Origin of the sequence: Marinifilum fragile JCM 15579, assembly GCF_001310955.1 — a bacterium.
Taxonomy (GTDB): domain Bacteria; phylum Bacteroidota; class Bacteroidia; order Bacteroidales; family Marinifilaceae; genus Marinifilum; species Marinifilum fragile.
Map to the genome: position 1 here is coordinate 192517 of NZ_BAZX01000001.1, position 13023 is coordinate 205539.

Consider the following 13023-nt stretch of genomic DNA (forward strand, 5'->3'; position numbering starts at 1 on the left):
AAAATTAAAACTTTCACAAACCAATAATTCTTTTTAGTGTAATGAAACTCTATCACCTAATATTATTAATAGTCGTTGTGTTTTACTCCTGTTCAAACGATGAATCTAATCGTATTTACGAAGAAATCGATTTATTTGAGTTGGATGATTTTATTTGGCAATCAAGATCAGATTTTGAGAATCATTACAAACATTTCTATGTACAGGAATATGACAAATTACCTTATTATGGTTTTCAGACTGAACAAGGCGTTTACGAAATGAAATGCTATACTGTAAATGAGAGTTGGCCAATAATATCAATATGGGCAGGATATCAAGGAACAGAGAGCAGAGAAGAGGCAATCGAGCGAATGAGAAGAATTGCCAATGCTCATTTTAAAACTTTACCTGTTGAGACCAATATCAATATTGATTTGTATTCTCTTGATGGTCCGGAAACTGTAGAGGTTGAAAATTTGGATGAGTTTTATAATAATGCGATTGAAGATAAACTTGAAAGTATAAAGCAATTTTGGATCATAGATGATTACATATACCAAATTGCATTAAGAAATAATCACGTGAGTGTTTCTATCTATATATTAATGGGAAAATTATAGGAGTGATTTTATTAAGCTTGTCTATTAATTAGAGCTTGTATGCCCTCGCTACCTCACGAATCCTTTCGTGTGGTTTTTGAGATTTTAATTTAAAACTAATGGAATATAAGAATACACTTAAAAAGCTATCATTCATTTCTGAAGTTGTAATATTAATTTGGTTGTTGCTACTAATCTATAATGAAATTCAAAGGTTTTTATTTCTGTATGAATGGGCTAGAATTAATCCACTATTACCAGATGAATTAGAGGATTATTATTTAATTCATACAATACTGTTATTGACAATATTTATTTTTGTAGGCATTTTTAACCTTAAAAATTTTAAATGGAGGAATTGGTATATTTTAATTGGCTCAATTATCCTTTTGTTTTTAATGCCATGTGTTTCTGATTTTTCGGGAGAATTGCTTTTTAGAGTATTCTTTAAATAAGATAATTGGTTTTAAACTCTTCCAATAAAGAAAATATTTATCGACCTGTCTGGTTTTCAAAACCTGACAGGTCTTTTTTTTGCCTACAAGTTAGCTGCATCCCCAAAGCCCATCCTCCTTTACTTGACTTGCATCTACATATTCCTTAATTTTATTCTCATGCCATTTTTACTATGAAAATAGTGTGTTGGTATATTCCCAAAACACAACCTCTCTTTGGCTTTATCGAAGCATTGAACTTCGGATGAAGCGTATACAACACTAAAAACTTTAAAGCTTGAAAAACGAAGAAAATGAAACGTAAAAATCTGCTGGTAGCCTTGTTGTTTACCGCATTGTTTGTGATGGTTTGTTATCTGCCATTATCGGCAGGATGGATTATTAAGTCGAAAACTACGGGTGAGTATGAGAGTAGTTGGAACGAGATGTATTTGCAGAATAATGTATTTAAAATGCTTGATGAGGGGCACATCTTCATTTTAAATGGAAATACTCGCGATCTTACCTTTGTGAATGTGCAAGAGAATACCTACTGGAAAGGAAACCTGGACGATTTCAAAAACAAGATGAAAGAGTTTTTTGGCAAGGCAATGGATCAGTATTCTGCGCAAATGGAGGAGGCAATGAAAAACCTTACGCCCGAGCAACGAGCCATGATGGAGCAAATGGGGAAGGATAATCCGATGCTTAATAAGATGCAAGGTACAAAAGCAAAGCCTCCGGTGGTAGATATTGTGTCAACTGGAGAAGTGATGACGATTGCCAAAAGATCGGCCAAAAAATACATTATAAAATCGGATGGAAAGAAGATGGAAGAGGTTTGGCTGGCAGAAAATATGATTTCGAGCAAGGATTGGAATCCGGAGATTTTTAGGGATTTGGCCGAAAGTATGCGTATGGGAATGGCTTCGTCGGAATACGAGGATACCGATGAGTATTGGAACTTGCACAAGAAAGGGATTCCATTAAAAACAGTTTATTTTCAGGATGAATATACCGTTGTTGAAGAGGTAGTGGAATTGTCGGAGAAAAATCTTCCTGCCTCAACCTTTGCGCCACCTTCGGATTGCAGAGAGGTGAGTTTAGAGCATATTTTTCAGAATATGGAAGAGTAGGGATCAAAAGGGAAGAAATTTTGCAATTGATTAGCTCTTGGAGGCATTTTATACCATTTTTAATTAAACCTTATTAGTTATTGGTATTTATCGCTCAAAAGAGCTTTTTTATTTTGTAAGTGCTGTATTTCATTATATTTGTCGCTCTAACACAAAATCAACTAAAATGAAGTACAATTTACTTGCCTTGATATTGGCATTTGTGGTAAGCTCATGTTCGAGCGATGGAGAGAAAGACTACAGAGAAGAAAACGATGCGGAGATTGCCGCTTATCTAATTGAAAACAATTTGAATGCAACGCGATCTGAATCGGGATTGTATTACGTAATTGAGGATGAGGGTGCAGGTAAAAACATCAGCATGATTTCGGATGTAACGCTAACTTACAAGGGTTACACTACAAACGGAGAAGTGTTTGATACAACTGGCGATAATTTGGCTTCGTTCAATCTGCAAAATGTAATTAGAGGATTTGCTGAAGGCTTGTCGTACCTTAACGAAGGATGTAAAGCTACTTTATTGATTCCTGCACATTTGGGTTATGGCAGTAAGGATCATGGTAACATATTGGCAGGATCGGTTCTTATTTTCGAAGTTGAGGTGTACTCACCTGAGATGATTGCTGAGAAAAACGATACTGACATTCAGGCTTACATCGAAAATAAAGGCTTGGATGCTACAAAAACAGAATCGGGCTTATACTACACCATGGACGTGGTTGGAACCGGAGCGCAACCAACTGAAGAATCGAATGTGAAAGTTGTGTACAAAGGCAGCTTTTTAAATGGAACAAAATTCGATGAAAGTAGTTCGGTAGGTGTTGATATTTATTTAGGCCAAGTAATTAAAGGCTGGAAAGAAGGAATTCCGTTATTTAAAGAAGGTGGAAAGGGTAAGTTGATTATTCCAGCACACTTGGGATATGGCAGTTACAATTACAGTGGCATGCCTGGCGGTTCGGTTTTGGTTTTCGAAATTGAACTATTAAAAATAAATTAAGCTTAAGTGCTTTAAGAGAATATAAAGAAAGAGGCTGTCCCTTTTAGGAGACAGCCTCTTTTGTTTTTTAGGCCTCTTCGGTTTCAGGCTCGTGATTGTATTTTTTGTAATTAAAGTATGCTATTAAACTAAGAGCAAATAGAATTGCCACTGAGTAATATACCCAAACTGGTATTGGAACAGGATCACCTTTTGCGTAGGAATGAAGTCCGGCAAGGTAATAGTTTACCCCAAAGTAAGTCATCAAGATTGATGAGTAGGACCATATCGATACCAAATTGAAAGTATAAATTGATTTTAATCCAGGAATGAAACGCATGTGCAATACAAAGCTATAAACTAGTATACTAACCAGTGCCCAGGTTTCTTTTGGATCCCATCCCCAGTAGCGTCCCCATGATTCGTTGGCCCAAACTCCGCCAAGGAAAGTACCAACGGTAAGGAAATACAAACCAATGGTCATGGTCATTTCGCTAATGCGACTCAAATCAACAACATTTTCTGCAATAACATCTTTGTTTTTCTTATTCTGAAGAATATACAGCGTTAGGTTGATCATTCCCAATATTGCACCCAAGGCCAAAAATGCATAACTCGAAGTAATAACGGCAACATGAATGGTCAACCAGTATGATTTCAATACAGGAACCAGGTTGGTTACTTCAGGATTCATCCAGCTTAGGTGCGCTACAAATAAGAACAAACCAGCCAATACTGCAGTTGCGGCCAAAGCCAATTTCGATTTTTTCGCAAATATAAATCCGGCCAGCAAACATCCCCAGGCAATAAAGGTCATGGTTTCAAAACCATTACTCCAAGGTGCACGTCCGGCAACGTACCAACGAGCCGCTAATCCAGATGTGTGCAGAACAAATCCAACTCCTAAAATTACCATAGCTATTCCTACTACCCATTTTATTGGAAAATTAGGGCGTAGGATATGCGTTACCAGAAAAATAATCAAGAAGAACCCAATTATTAAATAGTAAGGGAACAAACGCTTAAAAATATTAAGGTTGTTGTACAGGATTTCCACTTTTTGTTTCGATTCCGATGGCATTACTTCACTTCCAAATTTCTTTTGAAACTTTTTGATGCCATCAATATAAGTATCTGCGGCTTTTGTATTTCCAGAGTTTAAAGCCTGGCTCAACAATACAACCGACTTTTTAATGAACAAGGAGTCATCGGTAGCTGCATTTACCTTTGATGTTGGGTTATACCATGAACCCATTTTATCGTTGGGATTAGGAAAGATTTTCAAGAACTCACCAGTAAACACCATATAGGTAATGTTTATGCGTTCGTCAACTGCCATAATCTCTTTGTCGTAAGAAGAACGATGAGCAGGTTTTTTCGAGTAAGCATCCTGAACCTTATTACTTAGTTTGTACTGGCCCATTTCATTTACGAAATCTTTAAAAGCGCCGTATTTACCTTCGATACCAAGTTCTTTAGCCAAATCCGAATTGCCAACTTTAATCATGTTAACAGTTTGCCATTCTTGTGGATTAACAATCATACTTAGGAAGATTTGTTCGGCAGGATAACCTTTAAACTTTCCTTTTTTTGTTACTTTTCGAACCACTTCACTGGCAAGGGTGTTTACAGGTTCAAATCTTCCACCATTATCCTGAATAATAACTTCTCCAAAGCTTTTTGCTTGCTCTATGGGTACAACTTTTAAGTCTTGAGCATTTGCACTAAAGCTATTTCCAACTAAAACAAAAGCTAAAATGGCAATAAGCTTCATCTTTCTCGATTGGCGACCCAAAATTTTGAATCTACTATGTGGATTAATCAAGGACCAGGCCATTCCTATCATTAAAAGGAAATAACCAAAGTAAGTAATTGTCATTCCCCATCGGTCATGATTCACAGAAAGTATGGTTCCGAGCTCATCGGTATCATAAGAAGCCTGGAAGAACCTGTAGCCTTCGTAATTTAGTATGTTATTCATATAAATTCGGTAGTCTTTTTTAATGTCTTTTGTTTCGTCAATAAGTGTTACTTCACTAGCAAAAGAAGAAGGGCTGTTAGAACCAGGATATCTTTCCAGTTGAAAATCGTTAAGCTTCAAGGAAAATGGTAGTTCCAATATTTTAGAACCATAGGCTATGGAAATATTCACATCGCCAACCGAAGTTAATTCTGCTTTGCCCAAATAATCTTTTTTGCCTTTTACTATTAGCTCCTTCTGATGATCTCCATTTTTAACATCGAATACCAATAGAGTAGGGGCATTCTTGTCCTGACCTTGAACGTACTTAAATTTGGCAGCAGGATAGAAGTTTTTAATTACAAGTTTTGTACCGCCAATGTTGTATAATTTGCGTGGCGAAACAACGTGCCATTGTTTAGCAGCCATTGGAGTGGCATCACCACCCACCATGCTTAACTCCTGCATTGGCATCGGGCTCATCATTCTTAAACTATCTGTGTAATCAAAGACAATCGCATTAGGATGAGGATTGCTTCCAAAAGCCAATAAGTTGCTATCAACCATTTTTTGTGAGTTGTACTCCAAAGTAAAGTTTTGCATTCCACTCATTCCGGAACTACCCACTGCTACCATTTCCATTACAGGTTCACCGCTTATGTCTTGAACTAATGTAGTTTGAGCATTGGGAATAAATGTTTTTAATTTGATGTCAACTTTACTGCCATCAACCGAAATTCTCTCTTTAAAGTCATCCGATTTAACGGCGGAAAGAGTGAACTTTTCACTTACCTCAGATGTTTTACCATTCTTTTCCAATTTCATATCAATGTATGAATTCATCGTGGTAATTTGGTTGGTGGTGTGTCCTTCACGAATGTGCATGTTTCCTTCGTATCCTACATAGCGAGTAAATGCAGAACCTACAATTATTACAATGAAAGAAGCATGGAAAATGAAAATAGACCATTTCTCGCGCTTGTATAACTTATATCTAAAAATATTGGCTATCAAGTTAAGCGTAAGTAATAAAAGTAAAATCTCGAACCAGCGAGCATCATAAACCATTGCTCGAGCTGCCGGAGTTCCAAAATCATTTTCTATGAATGTTGCTGTTCCAATTGAAAATGCAAACAGGATAATGAGTACGCCCATCATCTGCATAGAGAATAGAAAATTCAAAAGTTTCTTCATCTGATTCAATATAGTTTTAAAAAGTACGCAAGTACTACTGGTTAGTTTAGAATGTTAGTGTATATAAATTGGATTTCAAGATACGCTTTTCTTTATAAATTAAAAATCGACGCATATCGGTCGATATGATGAAAAATCTATGTTTTTATGTCAATATAAAAGTGTAACTTATTGCTTGTTAGGTGATAATTGAAGAGAATGGGAACGAATTTTAGGTTACAGTGATCTTTTTTGTATTTAAAATTAGGAATTCAGTTTGTATTCTTATTAAGATTAAAAATAAATTAAGATATAAAGGTGTTTTGTTGTGTTGTATCAAAATCATCTGAAAGTCAAGAGTAAAAAAGGATAAAAAGGTATTAAAATTTAAATATAATAAATTTAAATAATCCATTAATCTTGAAATGATTTAATAATTCAATTAGTATTGTAACATATTATATAATTACTGAATTGAATTAGAGATTTTTAATTTAAAATCTAACCAAACTATGAAAAAACTATTTCGCCTATTGCTAGTCCTTTTTCTAGGACTGGTGCCATCATTAGTTATGGCTCAGCTTACTTTTACCGGAGAAATCAGACCACGTACAGAGTATCGTCATGGTTTAAAGTCTCTTTTTAACTCGTCTGATGATGCTGCTTTTGCAACATCGCAGCGTACACGTTTAAACCTGGGTTATGCAGAAGAAACATTCCGTGTTGGATTGTCGGTTCAGGATATCCGTACATGGGGAGATGTTGCTCAATTAAACATGTCAGATAAGAATCAATTAATGCTTCATGAAGCATGGGGAGAAATTATTTTTAATGAAAACTTCTCATTAAAGGTTGGTCGTCAGGAATTGGTATATGATGACTCACGAATTTTGGGTAATGTAGGTTGGGCTCAACAAGCCAGAAGTCATGACTTGGCATTGCTTAAGTTTAAAACCGATGAAAATGGTAAATTTCATGTTGGTTTTGCAGTAAACAATGATGCAGAATTTCTTACAAGACAATTGTATACAACCAATTACAAGAGTATGCAGTTTGCATGGTACAACAGAAAATCGGAACAATTTGATTTTAGTTTACTGTTTATGAATGTTGGACTGGAAAGAGATGCTGATCCTTCAGGAGACATTGATAGAGATACAAGATATAGTCAAACTTTTGGTACTCATATGAATTATCGTCCTGGTAAAATTTCTTTTACAGGTTCGTTATATGCTCAAACAGGTAAGGATGCTGGAGATAATGATTTAAGCGCATACATGTTCAATTTAGGTATGAAATTCCCTGTTGCTGATAACTGGAAAGGGAATGTAGGTATCGAAATGTTATCAGGAACTGATGATACAGAATTGGAAGATAACAACTCATTTACTCCACTTTTTGGTACAAATCATAAGTTTAATGGTCATATGGATTACTTCTATGTTGGTAATCACGTAGGGGATGTTGGTTTAACTGATATTTATGGTGGATTAAATCATTCAAAGGGGCAGTGGTCATTTGCAAGTGCAATTCATTTGTTCTCAACAGCTGCAGATCTTTATTCAGGTACGGAAAAACAAGATAAATATTTAGGAACAGAGGTTGATTTATCTGTAGGATATAATTACTCAAAGAGTGTTTTGATTAAAGCTGGTTACTCACACATGTTTGCAACGGATTCGATGGAAGCATTAAAAGGTGGTGACAAAGATGAAACTCAAAACTGGGCTTGGGTAATGCTTGTATTTAAACCAAATTTCTTGAAAAAATAAGGCAAACTCAATACATCTAAACTTTTGCTAATGGTAAGATTATTTAAATTTTTAACACCACCTCCAAAATGGAAACTTCCGGTTTATGTAACGCTGGGGATATTCTTTGGCTTAGGGTGCTATGTGCTTTATCTTTCTAAAGCAGCATCTTATCTGTCCGATGCTCCCGAGACTTGCGTAAACTGTCATGTTATGGCTCCACAATATGCTACATGGAACCATAGCTCACACCGGGAAGTTGCCACGTGTAACGATTGCCATGTTCCACACAATAATGTCTTTAATAAGTACTATTTTAAAGCCAAGGACGGATTGCGTCATGCAAGTATGTTTGCATTGAGAATGGAACCAGAGGTAATTTTTATACTCGATGAGGGGAAGAAAGTAGTTCATAACAACTGCATTCGTTGTCACAGTCAGCAACTGACTGATCCGAAACTGGCAGCTCAAGTGCCAAATCATGCCCACAATACTCAGGATAGAGTTTGCTGGGAATGTCACCGGGAGGTACCACATGGAAGAGTGAATAGCTTATCTAGTGTACCACATGCCAGAGTGCCACTTCCAGAAAGTCCAGTGCCAGACTGGCTAAAAGAATATATGAAAGAAACAGAATTAGAAAACGAATAAAACTTAAACTAATATACTATGAAACCAATACACGAATCTGTAGGCAAAAAACCAATGTTGGGATGGTTGATCTTCCTGGTTACTTTGGTTGTTGTATTCCTACTTGGATTGTTAGCTTCATCTATCATGGAAAGAAGGGCAGAATCTGTTTATGCCTATACTCCTCAAGTGGAGCACGGTCAGTGGGAACCAAGAAATGAAGTGTGGGGCGAAAACTTCCCGAGAGAATTCCAATCGTACTACAAAACTGCTGATACTATTTTCCGCAGCAAGTATAATGGTAATGCAATGATTGATATGCTTGAAGTTGACCCTCGATTGGTTGTACTTTGGGCTGGTTATGGATTTTCAAAGGACTACAACCAAGGTCGCGGACACTACTACGCTGTAGAAGATATTCGTAACACATTACGTACTGGTGGACCAAAGAATGAAAATGATGGTCCTATGCCTAATACTTGTTGGACATGTAAATCTCCAGATGTTCCTCGTTTGATGAATGAGATTGGAGTTGCTGAATTTTATAAAGGAAAATGGGCAGGCAAGGGGCATGAAGTAGTTAATCCTATTGGTTGTGCTGATTGTCATGATGCTGAAACAATGAATTTGCGTATTTCCCGTCCTGCTTTAATTGAGGCTTTCGAGCGTCAAGGAAAAGATATCAATAAAGCATCTCATCAGGAAATGCGTTCATTGGTATGTGCTCAGTGTCATGTGGAGTACTATTTCAATAAAAAACGTACCGGTGCAGAAGGTGTTCCTTACTTAACTTTCCCATGGGATAAGGGTATGGACGTTGAGGCTATGGAAGAGTATTACGATGAAATTGACTTTAAAGATTGGACTCATGCGCTAAGTAAGGCTCCAATGTTGAAGGCTCAGCATCCAGGTTACGAAGTATACCTAAAGGGTATTCATGCTGATCGTGGTGTTTCTTGTGCCGATTGTCATATGCCTTACAAATCGGAAGGTGGACAGAAATTTACCGATCATCATATTCAATCTCCTTTGAACAACGTAGCTAACTCGTGTCAGGTTTGTCACCGTCAGGAGACTGATAATTTGATTAAGAATGTATATACTCGTCAAGATCAGATCATCGAAAACCGTGATAAATTAGAAGAATTGTTAGTACGTGCTCATGTTGAAGCTAAAAAAGCTTGGGATCTTGGTGCTACTGAAGAAGAAATGAAGCCAGTACTGAAGATGATCCGTCACGCACAATGGCGTTGGGATTATGCAGCTGCTTCTCACGGAGGATCATTCCACGCTCCAACTGAAATAGGTCGTGTTATTACAACTGGAGTAGAGCGTGCACAAGAAGCTCGTATTGCTTTGGTAAGAATTTTCCATAAATATGGATTTGAAGGTGAAGTTCCTTATCCAGATATCGCTACTAAAGCTAAAGCTCAGGAATTTATAGGACTTCCAATTGATAAATTGAAGAAAGAAAAGGAAGAATTCAAGAAGAATATTCTTCCTCAATGGGATAAGAAAGCTAAAGAACGCGAAGCTACCTATCAAGTAAAAATGTAAATTAGATACCGTTCAAATATCAGGTTCAAGTGCCGTCCATTTTTGGACGGCATTTTTATAAGATTCAAAAATTGTTACGATCTTAAGGAATCTTGTTTAAAATTTGAGATATGAGGAAACCCACTAAACCATTATGGCAAACCCCCTGGGGATATGCAGAAAGTTTTTTAATTGCCCTTGGATTACTGTTAATTGGATTTCTGTTGGAATTTACCATTCAATCCAATTCTGGAACATCAATCAGGTATCCAATGAACTTGATTTTGGGAGCAGTTTTTTTAACTTTTCTGTTGGTGTTTTATCGATTGATTCGCAAATCAAATCTGTATTATTTTTTATCGGGAGTTCCTGCATCAGTTGGTGCAATTGCTGTTTTAACCCTGTTGGTTATTATTATGGGTATTACTCCTCAGGTTTCAATGCAGGAAGAAAACCTGATTACAAAGTTGAGTTTAAATCAGCTTACCACCTCTTGGCCATTTCTGTTTATCAACCTTTATTTACTGGTTGTTTTGGCTTTGGTAATTGTACGTAAGAGTTTTCCTTTTCGATTAAAGAACTGGGGCTTTGTATGCAGCCATTTGGGTTTGTGGATAACCATTTTTGCGGCTGGATTAGGCTCAGGCGATTTAATGCGATTAAAAATGGATTTGTATACAAATAAAACAGAATGGAAGGCTTACGATAATAATGGGAACTATTACGAATTGCCGCTTGCCATTAAATTGAACGATTTCTTGATTGAAGAGTTTAATCCGAAGCTGGCAGTGGTTGAAAATGAATCCGGGAAACTTTATGAAGCAACAAAACCTTCAATGATTATGATTGAAGATGAGTTGGAGTGTGCGCTTCATGATTGGAATATTAAAATTGATGATTTTCTTGCGTCATCAGGAAGGGTAGGTGAGAAGTATCATCAGATGTATGATTTTGGAGCAGCTCCGGCGGCTAAAGTAAGTGTAGCTGTAAATTCATCAGATACACTTTCTGGCTGGATTTCTTGTGGAAGTTTTAACCGTCCTCACGAGTCACTAAAACTTGACGATAAGTACTCGTTATTGATGACAGTACCAGAACCTAAAAAATTCTCTTCAAAAGTCACCATTTTCACTCCTGATGGACAAAAGGAAGAGCAGTTTCTAGAAGTAAACAAACCACAAAGCGTAAACGGATGGAAAATATACCAGCTGAGTTACGATGAAAAAATGGGGAAATACTCTAATCTAAGTGTAGTAGAAGTAGTAAAAGATCCTTGGCAAGTTTATGTATATATAGGCATTTTCATGATGATGATTGGGTCTATATACATGTTTTGGAGAGGAAATAAAGTAACGATTAGCAGGGAGCAGTAATATTACTGATAACTGTTTACTGATAACTGTAAACTGAATAAGATGATTTGGAACTATTTTTTAATGGCAGCTGGAGTGAGTTCTGCAAGTTGGATTTTATCGGCATTAATTCCTAAAAAAGATTTTATCAGGAATTTATTGGTGCTAATGGGTATTCTTAGCATGGCTGTTTATATTGGATTTTTATGGAATAGTCTTGAACGCCCTCCTCTAAGAACTCTTGGGGAAACAAGATTGTGGTATTCATTGTTTATATCAATTATTGGATTGATCACCTACTATCGTTGGAGATACCTTTGGATGCTTTACTATTGCTTGTTTATGTCGCTCTTGTTTTTGTTTATCAATTACATGCATCCCGAGAATTTTTCGAAAACTTTAATGCCAGCCTTACAAAGCCCATGGTTTGTTCCGCATGTAGTTGTGTACATCATTTCCTATGCATTTTTGGCAGCCTCTTCGCTTGTAGCCATTTATGGTTTGTATCAAGTAAAAAGAGAACGGTTCGATGTAAAATATATGCTTGTGGCAGATAATTTGGTATATCTTGGCTTTGCTTCTTAACCTTTGGACTACTTTTTGGTGCTTTATGGGCCAAAGAGGCTTGGGGACATTATTGGACCTGGGACCCGAAAGAAACATGGGCATTCATCACCTGGATGGGATACTTGGTATACATTCATCGTAGATATCAGAAACCAAGTAAGTATGTTTCGGCTTTGTGGATTTTAGCACTAGCATTTGTAATTCTTTTGGTGTGTTGGTTCGGAGTGAACTACTTGCCATCAGCTCAGTTTAGCGTACACACCTATAGTATGCAGCCTTAAAGTTAATTATTAGCTACCATTGGTTGGTGGGAGACCACCATAGCTACTAGTGGGACATCACCATAGGTACTAATGGCAGGTCGCCATAAGTACTAATGTGAGACTGCCATAAGTACTAGTGGGAGGGTGCCATGAAGATGAGTATGAAAGTCAAACTAAATATTGTATAAAAAAACGCCAGTTCATACGAATTGGCGTTTTGTATTATAAATAGCTTGCTTATTCTTGCTTAAGACCTGCAGGTCCCTGGTAAGTTGCATCTCCTAATCCTAGAATTGGATAGAAAATAAAAGGCAAGAAAATTAATCCCAAGGTAAAACCAGTATCTTTTCCAAAACTTTTTGCTAAAAGATTTGTCATCCAAATCGTCCAGATAAAAGAAATAGGGAATAAGAAAATAATTAGTAGTAACCACCACCATGGTTTACCAACTATTTTAAGTAATACAATAATATTGTAGAAAGGAACTAAACACGCCCAACCTGGTTGGTTAGCTTTTGTATTAATCTTCCATGCCGAAACAATCATTAATACAATAAATCCCAAATAAAAAAGTAATCCTATTGTCATAAATTTAATTCAATAATTCTCCTACTCGTTTGGCTTTTCGGATTCGCCCCGTTTATGGTTTCTGGACTCCATT

The 13023-nt window shown here is 36.6% G+C and carries 11 protein-coding genes; 9 read left to right on the forward strand and 2 right to left on the reverse strand.

What is annotated here, in order from left to right:
- Positions 1-41: 41 nt before the first annotated feature.
- The 3 genes from JCM15579_RS00945 to JCM15579_RS20505 all read left to right on the forward strand — a co-directional run bounded on the left by JCM15579_RS00945 (position 42) and on the right by JCM15579_RS20505 (position 3151).
- The gene (locus tag JCM15579_RS00945; RefSeq protein WP_157471252.1) at positions 42-602 is read left to right on the forward strand and encodes a hypothetical protein; all 561 of its coding nucleotides are present in this window, start codon (positions 42-44) and stop codon (positions 600-602) included.
- A 727-nt stretch (positions 603-1329) separates the two neighbouring features.
- Positions 1330-2151 (forward strand): DUF4412 domain-containing protein, encoded by an 822-nt coding sequence (locus tag JCM15579_RS00955; RefSeq protein ID WP_054714427.1) that lies wholly within the window; start codon positions 1330-1332, stop codon positions 2149-2151.
- Positions 2152-2317: 166 nt separating this feature from the next.
- Positions 2318-3151: an FKBP-type peptidyl-prolyl cis-trans isomerase gene (locus JCM15579_RS20505; protein ID WP_218186008.1), complete on the forward strand. Its 834-nt coding sequence runs from the start codon at positions 2318-2320 to the stop codon at positions 3149-3151.
- Positions 3152-3218: 67 nt separating this feature from the next.
- Here JCM15579_RS20505 and JCM15579_RS00965 read toward each other — a convergent pair whose 3' ends face one another.
- Entirely contained in the window at positions 3219-6284 is a 3066-nt protein-coding gene (locus JCM15579_RS00965) for a cytochrome c biogenesis protein (protein WP_054714430.1), read from the reverse strand.
- Positions 6285-6775: 491 nt separating this feature from the next.
- On the opposite strand from JCM15579_RS00965, the gene JCM15579_RS00970 reads away from it, so the two are divergent.
- The 6 genes from JCM15579_RS00970 (at position 6776) to ccsA (ending at position 12380) form a co-directional block, all read left to right on the forward strand.
- Positions 6776-8035 (forward strand): alginate export family protein, encoded by a 1260-nt coding sequence (locus JCM15579_RS00970; RefSeq protein ID WP_054714433.1) that lies wholly within the window; start codon positions 6776-6778, stop codon positions 8033-8035.
- A 30-nt stretch (positions 8036-8065) separates the two neighbouring features.
- On the forward strand, positions 8066-8665 hold the full coding sequence (gene nrfH / locus JCM15579_RS00975; protein ID WP_054714435.1) for a cytochrome c nitrite reductase small subunit: 600 nt from the start codon (positions 8066-8068) through the stop codon (positions 8663-8665).
- Between the two features lie 18 nt (positions 8666-8683).
- Positions 8684-10201: an ammonia-forming cytochrome c nitrite reductase gene (gene nrfA, locus JCM15579_RS00980; RefSeq protein ID WP_054714438.1), complete on the forward strand. Its 1518-nt coding sequence runs from the start codon at positions 8684-8686 to the stop codon at positions 10199-10201.
- Between the two features lie 110 nt (positions 10202-10311).
- Positions 10312-11553: a cytochrome c biogenesis ResB family protein gene (locus JCM15579_RS00985; protein WP_054714441.1), complete on the forward strand. Its 1242-nt coding sequence runs from the start codon at positions 10312-10314 to the stop codon at positions 11551-11553.
- 42 nt (positions 11554-11595) lie between these two features.
- Complete coding sequence (locus JCM15579_RS20510) at positions 11596-12117, forward strand: hypothetical protein (protein WP_218186009.1); 522 nt, start codon at positions 11596-11598, stop codon at positions 12115-12117.
- Entirely contained in the window at positions 12096-12380 is a 285-nt protein-coding gene (gene ccsA / locus JCM15579_RS22175; protein ID WP_218186024.1) for a cytochrome c biogenesis protein CcsA, read from the forward strand. The genes JCM15579_RS20510 and ccsA overlap by 22 nt, the downstream gene beginning before the upstream one ends.
- A gap of 219 nt (positions 12381-12599) precedes the next feature.
- Here the strand turns inward: ccsA and JCM15579_RS00995 are convergent, their stop codons facing one another.
- Complete coding sequence (locus JCM15579_RS00995; RefSeq protein ID WP_054714444.1) at positions 12600-12950, reverse strand: DUF5684 domain-containing protein; 351 nt, start codon at positions 12948-12950, stop codon at positions 12600-12602.
- Positions 12951-13023 lie beyond the last annotated feature (73 nt).